Raw genomic sequence first — 24,792 nt, forward strand, 5'->3', positions numbered from 1 at the left:
TATCGCCTTTATGAATGAATACCGGGAATAATTATGAAACGTGCCGTAGTCGTGTTTAGTGGCGGGCAGGATTCCACAACCTGTCTGGTTCAGGCGTTGCAACAATACGATGAAGTGCATTGTGTCACCTTCGATTATGGTCAGCGTCATCGTGCGGAAATCGATGTGGCGCGTGAACTGGCATTACAGTTAGGCGCACGTGCGCACAAAGTGTTGGATGTAACGTTACTGAATGAACTGGCCGTCAGCAGCCTGACGCGCGACAGCATCCCGGTACCGGATTATCAGCCTGATGCCAGTGGTATCCCGAATACGTTCGTACCCGGGCGCAATATTCTGTTTTTGACCCTGGCGGCCATTTACGCATATCAGGTGCAGGCCGAAGCGGTGATCACCGGCGTTTGCGAAACTGATTTTTCCGGTTATCCGGACTGCCGAGACGAGTTTGTCAAAGCCCTGAACCATGCGGTTACTCTGGGCATGGCGAAAGATATTCGCTTTGAAACGCCATTGATGTGGATAGACAAAGCCGAAACCTGGGCGCTGGCAGATTACTGGGGCAAACTGGAACTGGTGCGCAATGAGACGTTAACCTGCTATAACGGCATCAAAGGCGATGGCTGCGGACAGTGCGCCGCCTGTAACCTGCGGGCGAATGGCCTGAGCCATTACCTGGCCGATAAGACTGCGGTGATGGCTGCCATGAAAAAGAAAACCGGGTTGAAGTAACGTACCCTTCTGGGTTCCCGGATGCGCTGCGGTATGAACCGGGAACATGGCTTCCCCGGGCTACAATTTGTATCCACTGCGATAATCGTGTAGATACTGTGAACGTCTTCAACCTTGTTAACCATGGCTGACTCGTTTTCCCGCATGACAACCACAGCGACATCTTTGTGCCCCCCTGGCGCAGGGCGTGCAGCGAGGGGGTTGAGTCCCCGCTGAAATCGGTGAGACGAAGACCCTATGACAAGGGCAGGCCGCCAGGGATGGCGGACTGAGGTTTGTCGAGACAGGACGTCGAGTCAAACCGACCGCAGGCAGCGGGGCGGGAGGCGAACGCAGTGCGAAGCACCGATTTTTTGCGGGGCCGCGGGGATTGTAAAGGGGAACGCGGTGTTCCCCTTTACCCGTTCACGTGTCCGGAGGTGACATTTCGCCATGAACATAAGGTGAACGGAACCCACCTTCCGAGCCGCATATTCCCCTCACCCCAACCCTCTCCCAGAGGGAGAGGGAGAAAACCGGTGGTAGCCCGGATAAGGCATTTATGCCGCATCCGGGAGATTTTTGCGACTGTCACGCCTCTTCGCGGATCATCTCTTCCAGCCTTTCACGTAACTCCCCTTCCAGCGCCAGCGCCTTTTGCGTTTTAAGATCAATACACACAAAGGTCACTAACGCATCGGCCACCACTTCACCTCCCGGTTCCAGCGTCACGACCTGGCTGAGCACGCCGCTTCGTCCGTTAATCTGTTTAACGTGGCTGGTCACCGTCAGGCGGTCGCCCAGCACGGCAGGACGACGGTAATTGATATTGATGTTGACGACCACGAACGCGATGTTATTCGTCGTCATCCACTTAAAGTTTTCATTGTTTTCCAGCCCATCCCAACGCGCTTCTTCCAGGAATTCCAGATAGCGGGCATTGTTCACATGCTGATAGACATCGAGGTGATAACCACGAACTTTGATCTGAGTCTGCATAGCGCTTTAACCTTTTCTTTTGTTATAGGAACAGAGGTCATAACTGGTATGACCTCTCTAGTCTGGCAAAATTTCGCCACTACGCAAGCATCATCTTTTATAGGGTCAGATTTCCGAGGTTGCGTTCAACAAGCGCGCTCCCCATACCAGGCACCTGCTTCAGATCGTCCAGAGTCTTAAAGGGACCGTACTCTTGCCGGTAGCTCACAATCGCCTGCGCTTTTTTCATGCCCACGCCATTCATCACCCGAGCCAGATCCTCAGCGCTGGCGGTATTAATGCTAACTCTTGTACCGTCATCATCAGTGCTTTTTGCCGTGTCGGGGGTTTTAGCACCCGGCGTCGCACCGTTATCGGCTTTGGTTTGCACCGCTGGCGCTTTCGCACCACCGCCATTGGGGGCTGCCAGCGTACTATGGCTGATGCCAGCACAGGCAAAAGAAAGGGTCAGTAAAAGTACTTTGATTCCATGTTTCATGCTGTTTCTCCTTGGTGTTTAACAACGAGGCTACGATAAACAACCGGGAAAAACGGGACAAATGGCGAAGCGCAAATGTGGAAAAGGCCGCGAAAGCGGCCTTTTGAATTGCAAAGCGTTGCAATATTTGTGGGAAGCGTCTCGCTATTCCTGCTGTTCCATAATCGCGCCAAGTTTGATTTTGGCTTCTTTACGCAGGTTGGTCATCAGCGCCTCGAAAGCGATCTGTGCATTGTTCTGGGTAATACCCTGAACCATCGCTTTCTTCTGGTCGTCCGGCATGGTGCCAGCTTTCACTTCATCTAACGCCAGAATCGCGACATTGCCCTGGGCATCGTTCGCTACGCCATAACCCGGTTTGTCTTTCTCCGGCAGCGGCAGGCTGAATGCCGCCTGGCTAATCGGATCCTGACCGGTACGAGTCAAGGTTTTCGCCGCGCCAAAGCTTAACCCTGCGGCTTTCAGCGCATCATCGCCTTTACCCGCTTTCAGTTCAGCGATCAGCTTGTCAGCATCCAGTTTGGCCTGCTGCTCCGCTTTGTTATGTTTAACGATCTCACTGACCTGAGCTTTAACCTCTTCCAGTGGCTTAACCGCCTCTGCTTTATGCTCACTCACACGCAACACGAAGGCGCGGTCGCCATCGACAGTAATAATGTCAGAGTTACTGCCCGGCGCACCGTTCACACCCACCAGACCACCGTCAAAAATAGCATTGGCAACCGGTTTAAAATTAAGTTCTTGCGGCAGGCTGTCACGGCTAAACCAGCCCGTTTCAACGGCTTTTGTCCCGGCAACTTGCTCAGCACCCGCCAGAGATTCATTATCGTTACTTGCGGCTTCGCTCACCTTCTGTTGCAGGGCATACCAGGCATCCAGTGCCTTATCCTGCTTCACTTTCGCGGCGATCTCGTCATGAACATCGCTCAGCGGTTTAGCTTTTGCAGGCTGAATGTCATCAAGACGAACAACCAGGAAGCCAACGGAAGATTTGATCACGCCTGACAGTTGGCCTTTGTCTTTCAGACCTGAATTTTTCAGTTCGTCAGGTGTGGTGGCCGGCTCCAGCCACCCCATATCACCGCCGTTACGGGCAGAGATAATGTCGGTGGATTTTTCTTTCGCCAGTGCGGCAAAATCTGCCCCTTTGCTCAGTGCGTCCAGCACGGCTTTCGCGTCATCTTCTGTTTTGGTCTGAATAACGCTATAGCGATTACGCTGCGGCTGCGTGAACTGATCCATGTGCTGATCATAGTAAGACTGAATATCCGCATCGCTGACGTCCTGCTGCATGTTGGCCGCATCCAACTTGATATAGCTGACACGGAACTGCTCCGGGGAGACAAAGCGGGTTTTATTCTGCTCATAGAAGCCGGCGATCTCCTGATCGCTTACGGTCTGTTTTGCCGCCAGCGCATTCACGTCGATCAGCGCCTGACGCACAACGCGCTGCTGGGAAACCAGCGCCGCCAGTTCATCCGTCTCACCTTTGAGCATGAAGTCCGTACCCGCAATCGCGTTGATCAGTTGCTGAGAGGTCAGTTGGTTGCGCAGCGCCTGTGCATACTGATCTGCATTCATACCCATCTGGTTGACGATGCCGTTGAAACGGTCGTTATCGAATTTACCGTTGGTCTGGAAAGCCTGGGTGGAGAAAATCGCTTTCTTAACCTGCTCATCGCTGATGCCCAGATGCAGGTTATGCGCGTACTGGTCCAGCAGTGCTTCGTCGATAAGGCGGTTCAGCACCTGCTGACGCATGGATTTGATATAGTTTTCATTCGCGGCCAGCTCTGAGAACTGGTCACCCAGTTGCTGCTGCATACGATTACGTTCACTGGCAACCGCATTTTCGAATTGTGCGCGACCAATCTCCTGGTCATTTACCTTTGCGGCATAATTATTGTTACCGCCAATAAGGTAGCTACTGACGCCGGTCAAAATGAACGACACGATAATGACGCCGAAAATGATCTTGAGCACGATGCTGTTTGCTGCCGTGCGTAAATTGTCCATCATGGTGTAACAACACTCCGCTGTAGGTGACTGTAGACCTCTCGCAGTCACTCAGTTTCCCGACGCTGCGTATAGGGTCGTATTTTGACAAGAAAAGGGGGCAATTGTCAGCCCACAACTCGCAGAAACTCAGATAAGAGTGACTGAATAAATAAAAAAGGCACATCTCTCGATGCGCCCTTGTACTTTTCACCTCCCACAGGGAAGCGATCAGTTAACCGCGTCTTTCAGTGCCTTGCCAGCGCGGAAGCCCGGAACCTTAGCTGCGGCGATAGTGATTTCTTTGCCGGTCTGAGGGTTGCGACCTGTACGCGCAGCACGCTCTTTAACAGCAAAAGTACCAAAACCTACCAGCGCTACATCGTCCCCTTCTTTCAGAGATTCAGTAACAGAAGCAATTAAAGCATCTAACGCACGTCCAGCAGCCGCTTTAGAGATGTCAGCCCCCGCGGCAATCTTGTCTATCAGTTGAGATTTATTCACTCTTCTCTTCCTCTCTTTATAATTTATATCGCGCCTGAGTCCTTCACAGCGCGACCGCGCAGCAGTTATATCAGGCCTGTCATGCCCTTACAACACCAGTTGATGATGACACACCCAACCAGCAATCTAAATTAGCTATACAAAAAAAGGCTGGCAAGTCCGAAATGCCTTACCAGCCTTGTTTTTATCAACGCTCTTTGCGCGCGGTCACTATTTTGCGGTCGCGACCTGCATACCAAACGGTTCGTTTTGCAATGCCAGGGCCAGAACCTCGTCAATGCGCTTAACCGGATGGATGTCCAGGTCGGCAATGACGTTTTCCGGAATTTCCTCAAGATCGCGTTTGTTCTCGTAAGGAATTAGCACGGTTTTGATCCCGCCACGGTGCGCCGCCAGCAGTTTTTCTTTCAGGCCACCAATCGGCAGAACCTGACCACGCAGGGTAATTTCACCCGTCATCGCCACATCAGCACGTACCGGGTTGCCAGTCAGGCAAGAAACCAGCGCGGTGCACATCGCGATACCGGCGCTCGGGCCGTCTTTCGGCGTAGCCCCTTCCGGTACGTGAACGTGAATATCGCGTTTTTCGTAGAAATCCCCGTTAATACCGAGTTTTTCCGCCCGTGCACGCACCACGGTCAGCGCAGCCTGGATAGATTCCTGCATAACTTCACCGAGCGAACCGGTATAAGTCAGCTTGCCTTTGCCCGGTACGCACGCGGTTTCGATGGTCAGCAGGTCGCCGCCGACTTCGGTCCACGCCAGCCCGGTTACCTGACCCACACGGTTTTCGTCATCCGCGCGGCCATAGTCAAAGCGCTGAACGCCCAGGTAATCGTGCAGGTTGTCCCCGTTAATCTCGATGTGTTTCAGTGTCGGATCCATCAGTAGCTGTTTCACCGCTTTACGGCACAATTTCGAGATTTCACGCTCAAGGCTACGCACGCCCGCTTCACGGGTGTAATAACGGATGATGCCGACAATGGCGCTGTCATCCACGGTCAGTTCCGTCGGTTTGAGCGCATTACGTTCGATCTGTTTCGTCAGCAGATGCTGCTTAGCAATATTCAGCTTCTCATCTTCCGTGTAACCGGAAAGACGGATGACTTCCATACGATCGAGCAGCGGTGCCGGAATGTTCATGGAGTTAGACGTCGCGACAAACATGACATCGCTGAGATCGTAATCCACTTCCAGATAGTGATCGCTAAATGCAACGTTCTGTTCCGGATCAAGCACTTCCAGCAGAGCAGATGCTGGATCGCCACGCATGTCCGAAGACATTTTGTCGATCTCATCGAGCAGGAACAGCGGGTTTTTCACGCCCACTTTGGCCATCTTCTGGATCAGTTTGCCTGGCATGGAGCCAATATAGGTACGACGGTGACCGCGAATTTCCGCTTCGTCACGCACGCCGCCAAGCGCCATACGGATGTACTTACGTCCTGTCGCTTTGGCGATGGACTGACCCAGAGAGGTTTTACCCACCCCCGGCGGTCCAACCAGACACAGGATTGGGCCTTTGAGTTTGTTCATACGGCTTTGTACCGCGAGATACTCAAGGATGCGGTCTTTGACACGCTCAAGGCCATAGTGGTCGGTATCGAGCACTTCCTGCGCCTGACGCAGGTCTTTTTTCACTTTGCTGCGCGCATACCACGGAACCTGAATCATCCACTCGATATAACCGCGGACCACGGTGGCTTCCGCAGACATCGGGGACATCATTTTCAGTTTCTGCAGTTCGGCTTCGGCCTTCTCTTTTGCCTCTTTTGGCATTTTGGCCGCGTCGATTTTGCGTTTCAGCGCTTCGTTCTCATCCGGCGCGTCATCCATCTCGCCGAGTTCTTTCTGAATGGCCTTCATCTGCTCATTCAGGTAGTACTCGCGCTGAGATTTCTCCATCTGCTTTTTAACGCGATTACGGATACGTTTCTCGACCTGCAGCAGGTCAATTTCCGATTCCATCATCGCCATCAGATATTCCAGACGTTCATTAACGTCGGACATCTCCAGAACGGACTGTTTGTCGGCCAGTTTCAATGGCATATGCGCGGCAATGGTATCGGCCAGACGCGCAGGGTCGTCAATGCTGTTCAGCGAAGTCAGCACTTCCGGTGGGATTTTTTTGTTGAGCTTGATATAGCCTTCAAACTGGCTGATGGCAGTGCGTACCAGCACTTCCTGCTCGCGCTCATCAATGGCCGGGGAATCGAGATATTCCGCTTTAGCCGTGAAATGTTCGCCATTATCCGACAGCGTGGTAATGCGCGCGCGCTGCAGACCTTCCACCAGCACTTTGACAGTGCCGTCAGGCAGTTTCAGCATCTGCAGAATAGAGGCCACGGTCCCGACGGTGAAAAGATCGTTTACACCCGGCTCATCCGTTGAGGCTTCTTTCTGTGCAACCAACATGATTTTTTTATCATGGTCCATGGCCGCTTCAAGACAACGGATAGATTTTTCCCGCCCTACAAACAGGGGTATGACCATGTGCGGATAAACCACCACATCGCGCAACGGCAATACGGGGATTTCAATGCGTTCAGAACGCTCAGGATTCATAGAGCTCTCTCTTAGTTTAATGTCCGCCAGGTAATCCGGTGACGTGACTGTGCAACACGCACCATTAACATGTAAAGCAGTATATGGGGATGTTTCCCACACATTCAACGGCGAGAATCAGGAAAAATAAAAGGGGAGATAAAATCCCCCCTTTTTCATTAACTGTATGTATGGATTGGTGAATTATTCACCAGATGCCTGTTGCGCTTCGTGCTTACCGTAGATCAACAGCGGTTTGCTTTGCCCGGCGATGACGGACTCATCAATAACCACTTTGTCGACCTCTTCCAGAGACGGCAGATCATACATGGTGTCCAGCAACGCCGCTTCAACGATGGAACGCAGACCACGCGCACCCGTTTTACGCACCATCGCTTTCTTCGCGATAGCGGTCAAGGCTTCGTCACGGAACTCCAGATCCACACCTTCAAGATTGAACAGCGCCTGATACTGTTTAGTCAGGGCATTTTTCGGCTCTTTCAGGATCTGAATCAGCGCTTCTTCGCTCAGCTCGTTGAGGGTTGCCACCACCGGCAGACGACCAATAAATTCCGGGATCAGACCAAATTTGATCAGATCTTCCGGCTCAACCTGGGCCAGCAGTTCGCCTTCATTCGCTTTTTCGGATTTCGCTTTTACCGTCGCGCCAAAGCCGATACCAGAACCGGTTTCAACACGATGGGAAATCACTTTATCCAGACCGGCGAATGCGCCACCACAAATGAACAGGATTTTGGAGGTATCAACCTGTAAGAATTCCTGTTGCGGGTGTTTACGACCACCCTGCGGCGGCACGGCTGCCACGGTACCTTCGATCAGTTTCAGCAATGCCTGCTGTACGCCTTCACCGGATACGTCACGGGTGATAGACGGATTATCAGACTTACGCGAGATCTTATCGATCTCATCAATGTAGACGATGCCGCGCTGCGCTTTTTGTACGTCGTAATCGCACTTCTGCAACAGTTTCTGGATGATGTTTTCAACGTCTTCACCCACATAACCCGCTTCGGTCAGTGTGGTGGCATCCGCCATGGTAAACGGAACATCCAGCAGGCGCGCCAGTGTTTCAGCCAGCAGCGTTTTACCGGAACCGGTTGGCCCGATCAGCAGAATGTTACTTTTGCCCAGCTCAACACCATTGCTGGTGTCGCCGTTGCGCAGACGTTTGTAGTGGTTGTATACCGCGACGGCCAACACTTTTTTCGCCTGTTCCTGACCGATAACATAATCGTCCAGGTGATGGCGAATCTCGTGCGGGGTCGGCAGTGCACTGCGCTCGCGATGCGGCGCAACTTCTTTAATCTCTTCGCGAATAATGTCGTTACACAGATCAACACATTCGTCGCAGATATACACGGACGGCCCGGCAATGAGCTTGCGCACTTCATGCTGGCTTTTGCCGCAAAAAGAGCAGTACAACAGTTTGCCCGAACCATCTTTGCGTTTATCTGTCATGAGTCAAAACCTCTTTTCTGTTCTTTGTGCCGCACATGACGACGCAAATGCCATTCCAGGCGCAAAACGCTTGCCAGCGTAGTGCCACTCGATATTCATTATAGCGGCACTACTCCGGCCTGAGCATTAATTACGATGGGTCAAAATTGAATCAACCAGACCGTATTCGACGGCTTCGTTCGCAGAGAGGAAACGGTCACGTTCTGTATCTCGTTCAATTTGCTCTAAAGATTGACCCGTATGGTGCGCCATGAGTTCGTTCATACGCCCTTTCACTTTCAGGATTTCACGGGCGTGGATTTCAATATCCGTCGCCTGCCCCTGGTAACCACCCAGCGGCTGGTGAATCATCACGCGTGAGTTTGGCAGGCAGAAACGCTTGCCTTTTGCTCCCGCCGTCAGCAGGAATGCGCCCATGGACGCGGCCTGGCCCATACAAATGGTGCTGACGTCAGGCTTAATAAATTGCATGGTGTCGTAAATTGACATTCCGGCGGTGATAACGCCACCCGGAGAGTTAATATACAGGTAAATATCTTTTTCCGGATTCTCCGCTTCCAGGAACAACATCTGCGCCACGATCAGGTTTGCCATGTGGTCTTCAACCTGACCCGTCATGAAAATGACACGTTCCTTAAGAAGACGGGAGTAGATATCAAAAGAGCGCTCACCGCGTGAGGTCTGTTCAATAACCATTGGCACCAGGGCCATATGGGGTGCAAAGGTATCTCGTTCGCCGCTGTATGACATGTCCGTCTCCTGGATCTAAAAATAAATAACCTGCTGTACTGATTGTACTTGAGTGAGCCAGGTCTGACTACGACCCCTCACGGACGGATTATCAGCCAGAGTGTTCACAGTCGATAGTCCCTTAATGGGGATGACCACACCTTATTTCAAGCATAACAACCTTTTGCTGTTACGCTAACACTGAAACGCCCTTTTAGCACACTTCTGATAACATCAATGCGATAAAAAAAGCCCGTCACCAGAAGGTGACGGGCTTATTGTTTACTCTTTATACCGGATGAGTAAATTAAGCCTGCTGGTTCATCAGTTCCTGGAAGCTGGTTGCTTTCTCAGTCACTTTTGCTTTTGCCAGTACAGCTTCAACAGCCTGTTCTTCCAGAGCGACGTTACGCATGTTATCAGTCAGCTCTTTGTTTTTGCTGTAGAATTCGATAACTTCGGTCGGATCTTCGTAAGCAGAAGCCATCTCTTCGATCAGGCCTTTCACGCGTTCTTCGTCAGCTTTCAGCTCGTTGGTGCGAATCACTTCGCCCAGCAGCAGACCAACGATCACGCGGCGTTTAGCCTGCTCTTCAAACAGCTCACGCGGCAGTTCCAGCGCTTGTTTCTCGTTACCACCGAAGCGCTGAGCAGCCTGACGACGCAGAACGTCGATTTCGCTGTCGATCAGGGCTGACGGGATTTCGATCTCGTTCGCTTTCACCAGACCTTCGATTGCCTGAGACTTGATGCGGTTACGCACTGCGACTTTCAGCTCACGATCCATGTTCTTACGTACTTCTGCACGCAGACCAGCAACAGAACCATCTTCAACGCCGAAACGTTTGATGAACTCTTCGGTCAGTTCCGGCAGCTCACGTTCTTCAACTTTTTTCAGGTTGATAACGAATTTCGCCGCTTTACCTTTCAGGTTTTCAGCGTGGTAGTCTTCCGGGAAGGTCACGTCGATGGTGAACTCGTCACCCGCTTTGTGGCCTTTGATGCCGTCTTCAAAGCCTGGGATCATACGACCCTGGCCCATCGCCAGCACGAAATCAGTGGCTTTGCCGCCTTCGAACTCTTCACCGTCTACAGAGCCAGTGAAATCAACAGTCACACGGTCTTCCGCGTCAACAGCACCATCTTTATCTTTCCAGGTTGCTTGTTGTTTACGCAGGGTGTCCAGCATAGTGTCGACGTCAGCGTCGGTCACTTCTACAACCGGTTTTTCAACTTCGATAGTTTCCAGGCCTTTCAGCTCAACTTCCGGATAAACTTCAAATTCTACGGAGTAGGTAAAGTCTTCGCCCAGTTTGTATTCGCCCGGAACATAGTTCGGTGCGCCAGCCGGGTTGATTTTTTCCTGAATGATCGCGTCAATAAAGTTGCGGCTCATCAGTTCGCCCAGTACGTCCTGACGTACGGAGGCGCCATAACGCTGAGCAACGACATTCATCGGTACTTTGCCTTTACGGAAGCCGTCAATACGTACTTTCTTCGCTACGTTAACCAGCTCGCTCTTCACAGCGGTCTCGATGCTGTCAGCAGCGATAGTAATCGTTACACGGCGCCCAAGGCCCTGAGTGGTTTCAACTGAAACTTGCATCTTGTTACCTCAAAAAATCACAGTGCTCGGTCAACTCTACTCTGGAAGCTGTCATAGGGCTTCGCAGAACCGGGATGCTCTCTCAAATCAGATATACATTCCCTGTCACCAGAATCATCCCGAAGACGTTCATATATAAAGACGCGGCATTATAGCGGCATCACTTTAGTGAGTCGAGAACGGGAACGCCGCATTGTTGCGCCATTTTTCACAATTCCGAGGTAATTTTGACCTAAAAATTGCGCTTCTCGCTCAAAACTCAGACAAAACAAAACGGCCCGCAGGCCGTTTTTACTTAAACTGTACGCAACATACTGGAAAAGCTCAGGCAGTTGCAAATGCGTTTTACGCGATGCTGCCTGCTCCCCTGCATGGCGGCGAGGCGAAAACGGTGTCCTGCAGACCTTCCCACTCCTTAATCGTGTAGGTATGCAGAGCCAGTGCATGAACGGTGGACGAGAGTTCCGCCGCAAGGGTGCCGTAGATCATACGGTGACGGTTGAGGAAACGCTCCCCGGAAAAGCGGTCACTGACCAGCACAACTTTGAAATGGCTTTCGGAACCGGCCGGTACATTGTGACGATAGCTTTCATCAACAACTTCGAGGAACACGGGTTCAAACGCTGCCCTTAATTTATCTTCTATCTGCTCACGTATCATCATGAAAGGACTCCTCCGACAACGCTGAGATGCGACCCATCCCTTTAAATGTTAGCCGCTTTTATCGTGTTCATAACAAGAAAACAACAAAAATTTAGCTTTCGTCCTATTTTCTCAGTCAAAGGTATGAACTCTACTGAAAAGGTCAAAAATGACGTCATGTTCGACAGAGCAAATCGTTCGTGCGGTTAAAAAAAGCACAAGGCGATGAATTTACATGCATTGAGGACTTCCCCTTGTTGACGGCGATGTTATGATGGCAAGAATTTTCCCTATCTAAGCTTAAGATCCACTGAGAGCCTGAACATGTTAAAAAAACTTCTCTTCCCATTGGTCGCTTTATTTATGCTGGCCGGGTGCGCCACCCCGCCAACCACTCTTGAAGTGTCACCGAAGATTACGCTGCCACAGCAGGATCCTAGCCTGATGGGCGTTACAGTGAGCATCACTGGCGCAGACCAGCGTCCTGACCAGGCACTGGCAAAAGTCACCCGCGATAACCAACTGGTTACCCTAACGGCATCCCGCGACCTGCGCTTCTTGCTACAAGAAGTGTTGGAAAAACAAATGACTGCGCGCGGTTATATGATCGGCCCAAGCGGTGCGGCTAACCTGCAAATCATTGTTAACCAGCTGTATGCCGATGTTTCTCAGGGCAACCTGCGTTACAGCATTGCCACGAAAGCGGATATTGCGATCATCGCAACCGCAGCTAACGGCAATAAAATGACGAAAAACTATCGTGCCAGCTATAACGTTGAAGGCGCACTCCAGGCGACTAACGACAAGATCACGAATGCCGTTAACAGCGTGTTGACCGACACCATCGCGGATATGTCTCAGGACACCACAATTCATCAGTTCATCAAGCAGAACACGCGTTAAGTTCCGCACGCTGGCCCGGTTCGCCGGGCCAGTACTCAACCATGTCCAGTCATTACCTTCGTATATTTCAGCAACCCAAATCAGCCATTCTGCTGATGCTGGGCTTCGCCTCAGGTTTACCACTGGCGCTGACATCCGGTACGCTCCAGGCGTGGATGACAGTAGCTAACGTCGATCTGAAAACCATCGGTTTCTTCTCGCTTGTCGGCCAGGCCTATGTTTTTAAATTTCTCTGGTCGCCAATGATGGACCGCTATACCCCGCCCTTCCTTGGCCGACGCCGCGGTTGGCTACTCCTGACACAACTGGGTTTACTTGTCGCGGTCGCTGCGATGGGCTTTCTTGAGCCAGGCAGTCATTTGCGCTGGATGGCAGGTCTGGCCGTCGTTATCGCTTTTTGTTCTGCTTCACAGGACATTGTTTTCGATGCGTGGAAAACGGATGTGCTACCGGCAGAGGAGCGCGGAACCGGGGCGGCAATCAGCGTTCTGGGTTATCGCTTAGGCATGTTAGTGTCTGGTGGTCTGGCGCTGTGGCTGGCGGACCGCTGGCTCGGCTGGCAAGGCATGTACTGGCTGATGGCCGGACTGTTGATCCCGTGCATTATCGCAACGTTGCTGGCCCCTGAACCGACCGACGCTATCCCGGCACCGCGTTCACTGGAGCAAGCCGTTGTCGAACCGCTGCGTGATTTCTTCGGTCGCAATAATGCCTGGCTTATCTTGCTATTGATTGTCCTTTATAAGCTTGGTGACGCGTTCGCGATGAGCCTGACCACCACCTTTCTGATTCGCGGCGTCGGGTTTGATGCCGGTGAAGTGGGCGTAGTCAACAAAACCCTTGGGCTTATCGCCACTATTATTGGCGCACTCTGGGGCGGTGTATTAATGCAACGCTTGTCGCTGTTTCGCGCGTTGCTGATTTTCGGTCTGCTGCAAGGCATTTCGAATGCGGGATACTGGCTGCTTGCCGTGACGCCGAAAGATATGATCAGCATGGCGTCAGCGGTTTTTCTGGAAAATCTCTGCGGCGGTATGGGCACGTCTGCCTTCGTTGCGCTGTTAATGACACTGTGCAACAAGTCCTTTTCTGCCACTCAGTTTGCCCTGCTTTCCGCGTTATCTGCTGTTGGTCGGGTTTACGTTGGGCCGCTGGCAGGCTGGTTTGTTGAAGCCCATGGCTGGTCGATGTTTTACCTGTTCTCTATCGCGGCTGCCCTGCCAGGTCTGTTGATGCTGCTGCTCTGTAAAGAGACGCTTGAATTCACGCAGCGCACAGAACGTTTTATGCCACGCACTGAGTTTGCCAAAGCCTACCGCCTGGCATTACGCCTGCTTTCTACTGGCTGTCTGTTACTGGGTTTCTGGCTGATCATCCTGATAGTGAACGCCAGCGGATGGGTCCATATCGACATTGGCAGTACGTTGCTGGAATTCGGCGCATTACTGGCGCTGGTGGGTATTGTCTATGGCGGATTATTAGATTTTCTGGCGCTACGCAAAACACGTGTTGTCTGAAAGCGCCAGCATCGCTGGCGCTCGCACAGTAATTAATTGAAAAAATAGAGCCACTTAATCACGTAACTGTATAACGGTGGCAGGATGATAAGCCCGACGACATTGACCATCGGCGGCAACTGCTTGAGAAACAAGATAGGCAACATGATCAGTTTCACGACGCCATTAAAGGGTATTGCGTACCACTGATGTAAATTACTGCGCACCAGCCACCAGACAGGGTAAGCAATCACCGCAGTAAACATACAGACCCGCGCAACGCCCGCACTCGCTGGCGGATAGTGATACAGTAGCGCGTAGATGTGGAACAACGGGACCGCCATAATGACCCATGAAAGTAGCCAGAAGAAAATATGGCTTATGCGTGCGAGAAGTGCCTTACGTTCGTAGCACGCCAGCAACACAGGCGCCCCCCATAAGTACAGGATCACAATCCCCACCATGGTTACCGCCTGCCAGACCAAATGTTCATCAGCCCGCACCTGGATATAAAGAGCGAATCCCCAGAACCAGATAGCGATCAGCGCCCCCCAGGAGACGGCTGGCGTGGGAGTCGAAAGGAGCCGGAGCAGCGCCGGGTTAACCCGTTCCAGCAACTGTGGATAAGCATTTTTGATCTCAGCCACCTGATTCAACAACCCCTGAACAAAATCCGGAATGAGTCGCGCCCACCAGGGTAAATGTGCTATTTCGCCACTGAGGATTCGCCAGGCCAGACGGCTCTGTCGATCCAGGCTAGCCTGTCGGCGTAAATAGTCCCAATGATGGTCCGCAGCAGTCGCCTCAATTTGCGTTTCCAGGGCGTGAACGATCCAATAAGGCAGTTGGGAATCGCGATACCCACCCAGATCCCATCCCATAATGTCCGACACATTGTTCACCAGACTCCGGGAAATGCCCGGTCGTTGACTCAACGCCTGGGCCAGCTCAAGGCTAAATACCCGTCGGGCTTCCAGGGCATCAGGCAGGTGGTGATCAAGATAGAATCGCAGCGCATTTAGCGCGTCACTTTCATCAGCAAGTAACTGAACGGAAAAGCGCTCGGCATCCTCCTCAAGGGTTTCTCGCTGCCAGTCTGGCTGCGGTGGGAGCGCTGGCTGCACGGCCTCTTGTGATTCAGCTTGCGGTAACTCAGACAACGCCCGGTCCAGATTGATGACCGCTTTCACATTGTCCTCGTCCAGCCAGATTATCTCGCCTTTTGCGAATGCTTTCGCCGCATCGAACGCTTCACGCAGTAGCTGGTAGCCTTGCGGATCCTGATCGGGACGATGCAACTTAAGCTCTCGCGCGTATGCCCGGCGAATGGTGGACTCATCGGTTGTTGGTTCGATGCCCAGTGTTTCCCACATTGTCGACATCACTTACATCCCATCATCAAATTGGTTGAGCACCTGACGCAATTCATCCCGCGCGGCGGCAATCATACGTACATCCTGGCGATCAAGTGACTGTTCAAACAGGCTGGTATAGTGATCGATAATTTGTCGCCGCTCCCCAAGATGCCGTTCGTAACAACGAGAAGCCTCTGCCAGTAAATGACGATTTTCTGGCACATCACGGGGATGCATTTTCAGGCCATCAAGCTGACGAAGACGTTCACGTATCTCCTCTTCGCTGAGCTGGCCGGGCACTTTTTCAATGACCAGGGTTGATGCGGTCTCTTCACCCTGAACTTTACATTCAACCTCAAGAATGCCGTCCAGCGTATAGGTGAAGCGGATGTCAGCGCTCACGTCACCGGCTTTACGACGCGGGACATTAATCTTCATTTTGTCCAGCAACAGATTGTCGCTGACCCGACGGGCTTCCCCCTGGTAAACTTCTATCTCCAGATACTGTTGATTATCAAACAGCGTGCTCACGGTTTTCATCACGCTCACTGGTACAAAGGCGTTGCGTTCAATAATCGGCAGGAAATGGCCGGTATCGATTTTGTCGCCAGTTCTGCGTGAAACCTCGATCCCCAGGGAATAGGGCATGACATCGGTCAGGACAATATCATCCAGCGCGCATGCCCGGGCAATCAGTCCGGCCTGAACACCGGCACCAAGGGCCACCACTTCATCGGGGTTTAATTCGCTACGCGGGAAGCGTCCGAACATGCGGGTCGCCATCTGACGAACAATCGGCATCCGGGTGGCGCCCCCCACCAGAATGACATGGTCGAGGTGTTCGGGGTCGAAATGCGCGTCCTGCAAAGCCTGTACAACCGGTTTTTTTAGCCGCGTGAGAAGTGAGGCGGCACAACCAGCAAAGGTCTCAGCCGTTAATGTCCAACAGTACTCTTCACCGTTATAACTCAGCGTCGCGCTGGTCTCATCCTGCTGGCTCAGTGCGCATTTGAACGCTTCGGCAATCCGGGTTAACTCCGCCGCACACTCTGTATTCGGATGAGCTAGCGCAGGGTAACGCTCCTGCATCCATTGACGAATAGCCTGGGTAAAATCATCGCCACCAAGCCAGGCATCGCCGCTGCTGGCGCGAACTTCAATCACCCCTTCAAACATATCGACGATGGAGACATCGAAGGTGCCGCCGCCGAGATCGAAAATCAGGAATTTTTGCTCGCGATTATCCGCAAGCCCATATGCCAACGATGCCGCGGTGGGTTCATTCAGCAAGCGCTCAACCTCAAGCCCGGCCAGTCTTCCAGCCGCTTTAACCGCTTTACGCTGAACGTCATTAAAATAAGCCGGTACGGTGATGACGGCGCGAGAAACAGTGCCACCCAGCGCAACTTCCGCGTCAGTCTTCAGTTTACGTAGCACCAATGCCGACAGCTCTTCTGCCCGGAACCGGCGTGCCCCCAGACTCCACGTCTTATCTGTTCCCATGTAGCGTTTGAAACTGGCAATGGTCAGGTGAGGATGACTGACCAGTCGCGCTTTCGCCGCTTCACCCACCAGCAGACTACCGTCATCGTCCAGTCCAACCACTGAGGGGGTCAATCGTTCGCCCAGCGCGCCCGTGAGCAACTGTGGGTTTTCACCGTCAAACCACGCGACTGCACTGTTCGATGTTCCCAGATCTATCCCAATAATTGGCGAGTCGTTTCCTGTTATGGCCATTTCCATCCCTTAGTCGCTGATAAAAAAGCAAAAACGAATCGCAATATAATAATCAGCAAGTTATGCGGATTCGCTTTAGATATTACCTTTCAGTTATTATTTCGTTCAATAAACGAGCAAGAATAAAATATTCAACATACGAATATTTATCGAGAGGGTAAGAAAATTTCTTTAATTATTTTGTGCGGTATTAATTAAGGGTTACTCTTGAACGATTCAGCACGGTTATTAATTATATGTTTCCAGTAATGTTCAATAAATGCTGAAATATTGTTAAGCAATTGTTTATGATTTTGATTGGTTATACCAATTTACCCGCCCCCTTATTGTATTCCTGGGATTTCGTTATAACCTTAATGGCAGGCTGTGCGAACACCCGATTTTACAGGTTGTTGCATTTCGTGTGACATAATCGGCAGAACCCAGTAACACCATACTGACACTACGCCATTCATGTTTACAGTAATGTAACCTTCCCGTAAAATGCCCGCACACTTTAAACGCCACCAGATCCCCGTGGAATTGAGGTCGGTAAATGAGACTCAGGAAATACAATAAAAGTTTGGGATGGTTGTCATTATTTGCAGGCACGATTTTACTCAGTGGCTGTGATTCTGCACTACTTGACCCCAAAGGACAGATTGGACTGGAGCAACGTTCGCTGATACTGACGGCATTTGGCCTGATGTTGATTGTCGTTATTCCCGCCATCTTGATGGCCGTTGGTTTCGCCTGGAAGTACCGTGCGAGCAATAAAGATGCGAAGTATAGCCCTAACTGGTCACACTCCAACAAAGTTGAAGCTGTGGTCTGGACGGTGCCGATTCTGATCATCCTGTTCCTTGCTGTACTCACCTGGAAAACTACTCACTCGCTCGAACCGAGCAAACCGCTGGCGCATGACGAAACACCTGTCACCATTGAAGTTGTCGCCATGGACTGGAAATGGTTCTTCATCTACCCGGAACAAGGCATTGCTACTGTGAATGAAATCGCCTTCCCGGCGAACACTCCGGTGGAATTCAAGGTGACCTCCAACTCCGTGATGAACTCGTTCTTTATCCCGCGTCTGGGCAGCCAGATCTACGCGATGGCGGGTATGCAGACCAAACTGCATCTTATCGCCAATGAAGCCGGTACCTACGACGGTATCTCCGCCAGCTATAGCGGACCAGGCTTCTCCGGTATGAAGTTCAAAGCTATCGCCACGCCGGACCGCGCAGCGTTCGACCAATGGGTCGCTAAAGTGAAACAATCTCAGAACACCATGGCTGACATGGATGCTTACGAGAAAGTTGCCGCACCAAGCGAATACAATAAGGTTGAATACTTCTCCAGCGTGAAACCCGATTTGTTTAAAGACGTTATCAACAAATTTATGGGCCACGGCAAGAGCATGGACATGACCCAGCCAGAAGGTGAGCACGCCTCGCATGAAGGTATGGAAGGCATGGACATGAGCCACGCGGAAGCCTCTCACTAAAGGGGTCGAGGAAGAATACGATGTTCGGAAAACTTACACTGGATGCAGTGCCGTACCATGAACCCATTATTATGGTCACGGTTGCTGCGATTATCGTCGGGGGACTGGCGGTAGTCGGTCTGCTCACTTACTTCAAAAAGTGGGCATGGCTGTGGAATGAATGGTTTACCTCTGTAGACCACAAACGTCTTGGCATTATGTATGTTGCGGTTGCAGTCGTTATGCTGCTGCGTGGCTTTGCAGACGCCGTGATGATGCGTAGTCAGCAGGCGCTGGCTTCTGCCGGGGAAGCAGGTTTCCTGCCACCTCACCACTACGATCAGATTTTCACCGCTCACGGTGTGATCATGATCTTCTTCGTGGCGATGCCATTCGTTATCGGTCTGATGAACCTCGTGGTTCCGCTACAGATCGGCGCGCGTGACGTGGCGTTCCCGTTCCTGAACAACCTGAGCTTCTGGTTCACGGTTGTCGGTGTGATTCTGGTTAACATCTCTCTGGGCGTCGGTGAGTTCGCGCAGACGGGTTGGCTGGCTTATCCGCCGCTGTCGGGAATTGAATACAGCCCTGGTGTCGGGGTCGATTACTGGATCTGGGCACTCCAGCTCTCTGGTATCGGTACGACGCTGACCGGTATCAACTTCTTCGTAACGATTCTGAAGATGCGTGCGCCGGGCATGGGTATGTTCAAGATGCCAGTCTTTACCTGGGCATCTTTGTGCGCCAACGTACTGATTATCGTCTCGTTCCCCATTCTGACCGTGACCATCGCGCTGTTGACCCTCGACCGTTATATCGGTACCCATTTCTTTACCAACGATATGGGCGGCAACATGATGATGTACATCAACCTGATTTGGGCCTGGGGCCATCCGGAAGTGTACATCCTGGTTCTGCCGGTATTCGGGGTATTCTCCGAAATCGCAGCGACCTTCTCGCGTAAACGTCTGTTTGGTTACACTTCGCTGGTATGGGCGACCATCTGTATTACCATCCTGTCGTTCATCGTCTGGCTGCACCACTTCTTTACGATGGGTGCAGGCGCGAACGTAAACGCCTTCTTTGGTATTACGACGATGATCATCGCTATCCCGACCGGGGTGAAGATCTTCAACTGGCTGTTCACCATGTACCAAGGTCGCATCGTGTTCCACTCTGCGATGCTGTGGACCATCGGCTTTATCGTCACCTTCTCGGTGGGCGGTATGACCGGCGTTCTGCTGGCGGTGCCGGGTGCGGACTTCGTCCTGCACAACAGTCTGTTCCTGATTGCCCACTTCCATAACGTGATTATCGGCGGTGTGGTGTTCGGTTGCTTCGCAGGCCTGACCTACTGGTGGCCGAAGGCATTTGGCTTCACGCTGAATGAAACCTGGGGCAAACGCGCATTCTGGTTCTGGATCATTGGCTTCTTCGTGGCATTTATGCCGCTGTACGTGCTGGGCTTTATGGGTATGACCCGTCGCCTGAGCCAGCAGATTGATCCGCAGTTCCACTCTATGCTGGTGATTGCAGCCTGCGGTGCGGCACTGATTGCTATTGGTATCCTCTGCCTGCTGATTCAGATTTACGTGTCTATTCGCGACCGCGACCAGAACCGTGACCTGACCGGTGACCCGTGGGGTGGCCGTACGCTGGAATGGGCGACTTCTTCTCCGCCGCCGTTCTATAACTTCGCTGTGGTTCCTGAGATTCACGAACGTGATTCCTTCTGGGAAATGAAAGAAAAAGGCGAAGCGTACAAGCAACCGGCGCATTATGAAGAAATTCATATGCCGAAAAACAGCGGTGCGGGCGTTGTGATTGCCGCCTTCGCAACGGTGTTTGGTTTCGCGATGATCTGGCACATCTGGTGGATGGCGATTGTTGGCTTCGCCGGCATGATCATTACCTGGATTGTGAAAAGCTTCGACGAGGACGTGGATTACTACGTACCGGTTGCAGAAATCGAAAAACTGGAAAAACAGCATTTCGATGAGATTTCTAAGGCAGGGCTGAAAAATGGCAACTGATACTTTAACGCATGCGAATGCCCACGCGCACGAACATGGGCACCACGATGCAGGCCCGACTAAGGTATTTGGGTTCTGGATCTACCTGATGAGCGACTGCATTTTGTTCTCATGCCTGTTTGCTACCTATGCCGTTCTGGTGAACGGCACGGCGGGTGGCCCGACTGGCAAGGACATTTTCGAGCTGCCGTTCGTCCTGGTAGAAACCGCACTGCTGTTATTCAGCTCCATCACCTACGGCATGGCCGCGATCGCCATGTACAAAAACAACAAAAGCCAGGTTATTTCCTGGCTGGCACTGACCTTCTTGTTCGGTGCCGGGTTCGTAGGCATGGAGATTTATGAATTCCATCACCTGATCGCAGAAGGTATGGGTCCGGACCGCAGTGGCTTCCTCTCCGCGTTCTTCGCGCTGGTCGGCACCCACGGTCTGCACGTAACCTCGGGTCTGGTATGGATGGCAGTGCTGATGTTCCAGGTTTCGCTTCGCGGCCTGACCAGCACTAACCGTACCCGTATCATGTGCCTGAGCCTGTTCTGGCACTTCCTGGACGTGGTGTGGATCTGTGTGTTCTCTGTAGTCTATCTGATGGGGGCGATGTAATGAGTCATTCAACGGAACATGGCGCTTCCCACGGTAGCGTAAAAACCTACATGACAGGTTTTATCCTGTCGGTCATCCTGACGGTTATTCCGTTCTGGATGGTGATGAGCGGCACGGCATCTCATGCTGCGATTCTGGGCACCGTACTGGTTACCGCGGTTGTGCAGATTCTGGTGCATCTGGTTTGCTTCCTGCACATGAACACGAAGTCCGATGAAGGCTGGAATATGACAGCTTTCGTCTTTACCGTGATTATCATCGCAATCCTGGTAGTCGGCTCCATCTGGATCATGTGGAACCTCAACTACAACATGATGGTTCACTAAGAGCGGCGAGTATGTTGAAGCAATACCTGCAAGTAACGAAACCTGGCATTATTTTTGGCAACCTGATCTCGGTGATCGGTGGGTTCCTGCTGGCCTCTAAAGGCCATATTGATTACCCGCTGTTCGTCTACACGCTGGTTGGCGTGTCGCTGGTTGTCGCCTCCGGTTGTGTATTTAACAACTACATTGACCGTGACATCGATAAGAAGATGGAGCGGACGAAAAACCGCGTGCTGGTCCGGGGCCTGATTTCGCCGAAAGTCTCGCTGGTTTACGCTGCCTTGTTGGGTATTGCTGGCTTCATGCTGCTGTGGTTTGGCGCGAATCCTCTGGCCTGCTGGCTGGGGGTGATGGGCTTTGTGGTGTATGTGGGCGTCTATAGCCTGTATATGAAACGCCACTCGGTCTACGGCACGCTGATCGGCTCGCTTTCCGGCGCAGCGCCTCCGGTGATTGGCTACTGTGCCGTCACCGGCGGGTTTGACAGCGGTGCGGCTATTCTGCTGGCGATTTTCAGCCTCTGGCAGATGCCTCATTCGTACGCCATCGCCATTTTCCGCTTTAAAGATTACCAGGCGGCAAACATCCCGGTACTACCGGTGGTGAAAGGCATTTCGGTCGCCAAAAACCATATCACGCTCTATATCATCGCTTTTGCGGTCGCAACACTGATGCTCTCCCTTGGCGGTTACGCCGGGTACAAATATCTGGTGGTTGCCGCGGCCGTAAGCGTATGGTGGCTGGGTATGGCGCTGCGTGGCTACAAAGTGGAAGATGACAAAGTCTGGGCGCGTAAGCTGTTCGGCTTTTCCATCATCGCAATTACCGCGTTAAGCGTGATGATGTCAGTGGATTTTATGGTCCCTGACTCTCACAGTCTGCTCGCGGCTGTCTGGTAACGGATAACGCCTTTTAAAAGCCGGGGATAACCCGGCTTTTTTATGTCTGTCAGTTGGCTACAGCGTTCCACCTCCCCATAGCCCCCTCCCCTCGTCTCTTTACCACGATATGGCCTTTATAATTCTTTCGCGGCACGTTTCCAGAGTCGGTCCGTTTCGGCTGGGTAGTTAATGTGTGCTGGCAGCGAAATAAATACCGTTCACAGCCTCGTAATATCTATTAAACAATCACCTATTTACCGCGCCTGGCGCCCCGCCTAAACTATGGCCTGTTTTTCGATTGAGGTGGTAATGAACGATTATAAAATGACGCCAGGCGAGTTGCGCGCAACCTGGGGTTTAGGGACTGTTTTTTCCTTGCGCATGCTTGGCATGTTTATGGTCCTGCCCGTTCTGACCACGTATGGCATGGCATTACAGGGTGCCAGCGAGGCGCTGATTGGTCTGGCGATTGGCATTTACGGCCTGGCACAGGCGGTGTTTCAAATTCCCTTTGGTCTGCTTTCAGACCGCGTTGGTCGCAAACCGCTTATCGTCGGTGGCCTCGCCATCTTTGTGATCGGCAGCATTATTGCGGCCCTCTCAGATTCCATCTGGGGCATTATTCTTGGGCGCGCGCTCCAGGGCTCCGGCGCCATTGCCGCCGCGGTGATGGCTCTGCTTTCTGATTTAACCCGTGAACAAAATCGCACGAAAGCCATGGCGTTTATTGGCGTCAGTTTCGGCGTGACCTTTGCTATCGCGATGGTGCTTGGCCCGATCATCACCCACACACTGGGTCTGCACGCCCTCTTCTGGCTGATTGCCGCGCTGGCGACCCTGGGTATCGCATTAACATTGTGGGTGGTGCCAAACAGCCACAACCACGTGCTTAACCGGGACTCCGGGATGGTAAAAGGCTGCTTTAGTCAGGTCATCGCCAGTCCGAAACTGCTGAAACTGAACTTCGGCATTATGTGTCTGCATATCCTGCTAATGTCCACCTTCGTCGCCCTGCCGGGCATGCTTGAAGCCGCCGGATTTGCCGCCCGCGATCACTGGAAAATTTATCTTGTTACGATGCTGGTGTCGTTTGTTTCCGTGGTGCCTTTTATTATTTATGCGGAAGTGAAGCGCCGCATGAAGCGCGTGTTTGTATTTTGCGTCGCGCTGCTGCTTATTGCGGAGATCGTGCTCTGGGGGGCGGGTCCCCATTTCTGGGAACTGGTGCTGGGGGTTCAGATTTTCTTCCTCGCCTTTAACCTGATGGAAGCCCTGCTACCGTCGCTTATTAGCAAAGAAGCCCCTGCCGGATACAAAGGCACGGCGATGGGGATTTACTCCACCAGCCAGTTCCTTGGGGTGGCGATTGGCGGCGCGCTCGGTGGCTGGGTCGACGGCCTGTTCGACTCACAGACGGTCTTTCTGGCAGGCGCGCTGCTGTCCATGATCTGGCTGCTGGTCGCCGGAAGTATGCAGGAACCGCCCTATGTCAGTAGCCTGCGTATTGCGATACCGGAAGGTGTCACGCCAGATGCCTCACTGCAGGCGCGGCTGCTGGCAACTAGCGGGGTAAGCGAAGTGCTGGTCGTCGCGGAGGAACGCAGCGCCTACGTCAAAATAGACAGCAAAGTCACCAACCGTTTTGAGGTTGAGCAAGCCATCAAAGGGGCATAAAAAAAGCGGGGAAATCCCGCTTTTTTATTAATCGCGGAAGTTTTTGAACTGGAAAGGCTGTCCCAGATTACCGCCGCGTACCAGCGCCATTGTCGACTGCAGATCGTCGCGGGATTTCCCGGTGACGCGAATCTCTTCGCCCTGAATTTGCGTCTGCACTTTCAGTTTGCTGTCTTTAATCAGCTTAACGATTTTTTTGGCAACGGCGCTTTCAATGCCCTGCTTGAGTTTGGTTTCAACGAACCAGGTTTTGCCGCTGTGGACAAACTCTTCCGGAACATCAATTGATGTGCCTTCGATACCGCGTTTTAACAGCTTCGCGCGCAGGATATCCAGCAATTGATTGACCTGAAAATCGGACTCACTGAGAACTTTGATCGTCTTATTCTGTTCATTCAGCTCAAAAGTGGCTTCAACGTTACGAAAATCGAAGCGTGTTTCGACTTCACGGGTCGCATTTTCAACGGCATTGCGGACTTCCTGAAGATCAACCTCAGAAACAATATCGAAAGATGGCATCTTTTCTTCTCCCTCAGTGTTTATTGCGATGCATAATACCCGCAACCAAGCATAACTCAACTTGTAATAGCCGAATGCAGTGCTGACGGCGCTATACTGTAAGCAGTGACACCTGGCG

General features: G+C 52.2%; 21 protein-coding genes. 9 read left to right on the forward strand and 12 right to left on the reverse strand.

The genetic code is table 11. The features are described 5' to 3' along the window. The first annotated feature begins 33 nt into the window (after positions 1–33). Entirely contained in the window at positions 34–729 is a 696-nt protein-coding gene (gene queC / locus C5523_RS21315) for a 7-cyano-7-deazaguanine synthase QueC (protein WP_041852494.1), read from the forward strand. Positions 730–1,299: 570 nt separating this feature from the next. Here queC and C5523_RS21320 read toward each other — a convergent pair. From C5523_RS21320 to bolA, 9 genes are all read right to left on the reverse strand, one after another. Then, entirely contained in the window at positions 1,300–1,707 is a 408-nt protein-coding gene (locus C5523_RS21320) for a YbgC/FadM family acyl-CoA thioesterase (RefSeq protein WP_041852495.1), read from the reverse strand. Positions 1,708–1,804: 97 nt separating this feature from the next. Further along, complete coding sequence (locus C5523_RS21325) at positions 1,805–2,185, reverse strand: helix-hairpin-helix domain-containing protein (RefSeq protein ID WP_041852496.1); 381 nt, start codon at positions 2,183–2,185, stop codon at positions 1,805–1,807. A 144-nt stretch (positions 2,186–2,329) separates the two neighbouring features. Further along, on the reverse strand, positions 2,330–4,204 hold the full coding sequence (gene ppiD / locus C5523_RS21330) for a peptidylprolyl isomerase (protein ID WP_071195831.1): 1,875 nt from the start codon (positions 4,202–4,204) through the stop codon (positions 2,330–2,332). A gap of 207 nt (positions 4,205–4,411) precedes the next feature. Then, positions 4,412–4,684 carry a nucleoid-associated protein HU-beta gene (gene hupB / locus C5523_RS21335; RefSeq protein ID WP_041852498.1) on the reverse strand — a complete coding sequence of 91 codons (273 nt, stop codon included), beginning with the start codon at positions 4,682–4,684 and terminating at the stop codon, positions 4,412–4,414. Positions 4,685–4,894: 210 nt separating this feature from the next. Next, the gene (gene lon / locus C5523_RS21340) at positions 4,895–7,249 is read right to left on the reverse strand and encodes an endopeptidase La (protein WP_079497563.1); all 2,355 of its coding nucleotides are present in this window, start codon (positions 7,247–7,249) and stop codon (positions 4,895–4,897) included. A 183-nt stretch (positions 7,250–7,432) separates the two neighbouring features. Beyond that, positions 7,433–8,707 (reverse strand): ATP-dependent protease ATP-binding subunit ClpX, encoded by a 1,275-nt coding sequence (gene clpX / locus C5523_RS21345; RefSeq protein ID WP_041852500.1) that lies wholly within the window; start codon positions 8,705–8,707, stop codon positions 7,433–7,435. Between the two features lie 126 nt (positions 8,708–8,833). Beyond that, positions 8,834–9,457: an ATP-dependent Clp endopeptidase proteolytic subunit ClpP gene (gene clpP / locus C5523_RS21350; protein WP_041852501.1), complete on the reverse strand. Its 624-nt coding sequence runs from the start codon at positions 9,455–9,457 to the stop codon at positions 8,834–8,836. A gap of 286 nt (positions 9,458–9,743) precedes the next feature. Beyond that, positions 9,744–11,042 (reverse strand): trigger factor, encoded by a 1,299-nt coding sequence (gene tig, locus C5523_RS21355; protein WP_108701924.1) that lies wholly within the window; start codon positions 11,040–11,042, stop codon positions 9,744–9,746. Positions 11,043–11,387: 345 nt separating this feature from the next. After that, positions 11,388–11,705: a transcriptional regulator BolA gene (gene bolA, locus C5523_RS21365; RefSeq protein ID WP_041852503.1), complete on the reverse strand. Its 318-nt coding sequence runs from the start codon at positions 11,703–11,705 to the stop codon at positions 11,388–11,390. A 303-nt stretch (positions 11,706–12,008) separates the two neighbouring features. Between bolA and C5523_RS21370 the strand changes: the two genes are divergently transcribed. After that, entirely contained in the window at positions 12,009–12,587 is a 579-nt protein-coding gene (locus C5523_RS21370; protein ID WP_041852504.1) for a lipoprotein, read from the forward strand. A 41-nt stretch (positions 12,588–12,628) separates the two neighbouring features. Further along, positions 12,629–14,104, forward strand: coding sequence for a muropeptide MFS transporter AmpG (ampG, locus tag C5523_RS21375; protein WP_108701925.1), 1,476 nt, complete (start codon positions 12,629–12,631; stop codon positions 14,102–14,104). 32 nt (positions 14,105–14,136) lie between these two features. Here the strand turns inward: ampG and C5523_RS21380 are convergent, their stop codons facing one another. Next, on the reverse strand, positions 14,137–15,465 hold the full coding sequence (locus C5523_RS21380; RefSeq protein WP_155525419.1) for a J domain-containing protein: 1,329 nt from the start codon (positions 15,463–15,465) through the stop codon (positions 14,137–14,139). Positions 15,466–15,468: 3 nt separating this feature from the next. After that, on the reverse strand, positions 15,469–17,175 hold the full coding sequence (locus C5523_RS21385) for a molecular chaperone HscC (RefSeq protein WP_108701927.1): 1,707 nt from the start codon (positions 17,173–17,175) through the stop codon (positions 15,469–15,471). A gap of 535 nt (positions 17,176–17,710) precedes the next feature. Here C5523_RS21385 and cyoA point away from each other — a divergent pair. From cyoA to C5523_RS21415, 6 genes are all read left to right on the forward strand, one after another. After that, positions 17,711–18,658, forward strand: a complete 948-nt coding sequence (cyoA, locus tag C5523_RS21390) for a cytochrome o ubiquinol oxidase subunit II (RefSeq protein WP_041852508.1) — start codon at positions 17,711–17,713, stop codon at positions 18,656–18,658. 20 nt (positions 18,659–18,678) lie between these two features. Beyond that, the gene (gene cyoB / locus C5523_RS21395) at positions 18,679–20,670 is read left to right on the forward strand and encodes a cytochrome o ubiquinol oxidase subunit I (RefSeq protein ID WP_071195838.1); all 1,992 of its coding nucleotides are present in this window, start codon (positions 18,679–18,681) and stop codon (positions 20,668–20,670) included. Beyond that, a complete protein-coding gene (locus C5523_RS21400; RefSeq protein ID WP_108701928.1) occupies positions 20,660–21,274 on the forward strand; it encodes a cytochrome o ubiquinol oxidase subunit III in 615 nt (204 codons plus the stop codon). The genes cyoB and C5523_RS21400 overlap by 11 nt, the downstream gene beginning before the upstream one ends. Next, positions 21,274–21,600, forward strand: coding sequence for a cytochrome o ubiquinol oxidase subunit IV (locus C5523_RS21405; protein ID WP_041852511.1), 327 nt, complete (start codon positions 21,274–21,276; stop codon positions 21,598–21,600). Before C5523_RS21400 ends, C5523_RS21405 begins: the two co-directional genes overlap by 1 nt. Before the next feature lie 11 nt (positions 21,601–21,611). Beyond that, positions 21,612–22,499 (forward strand): heme o synthase, encoded by an 888-nt coding sequence (gene cyoE / locus C5523_RS21410; RefSeq protein ID WP_041852512.1) that lies wholly within the window; start codon positions 21,612–21,614, stop codon positions 22,497–22,499. 291 nt (positions 22,500–22,790) lie between these two features. After that, positions 22,791–24,155, forward strand: coding sequence for an MFS transporter (locus C5523_RS21415; RefSeq protein ID WP_041852685.1), 1,365 nt, complete (start codon positions 22,791–22,793; stop codon positions 24,153–24,155). A 27-nt stretch (positions 24,156–24,182) separates the two neighbouring features. Here C5523_RS21415 and C5523_RS21420 read toward each other — a convergent pair whose 3' ends face one another. Then, positions 24,183–24,674: a YajQ family cyclic di-GMP-binding protein gene (locus tag C5523_RS21420; RefSeq protein WP_041852513.1), complete on the reverse strand. Its 492-nt coding sequence runs from the start codon at positions 24,672–24,674 to the stop codon at positions 24,183–24,185. Positions 24,675–24,792: the final 118 nt, after the last annotated feature.

The sequence above is a fragment of the Phytobacter sp. SCO41 genome (assembly GCF_003073275.1).
Taxonomy (GTDB): Bacteria; Pseudomonadota; Gammaproteobacteria; order Enterobacterales; family Enterobacteriaceae; genus Phytobacter; species Phytobacter diazotrophicus.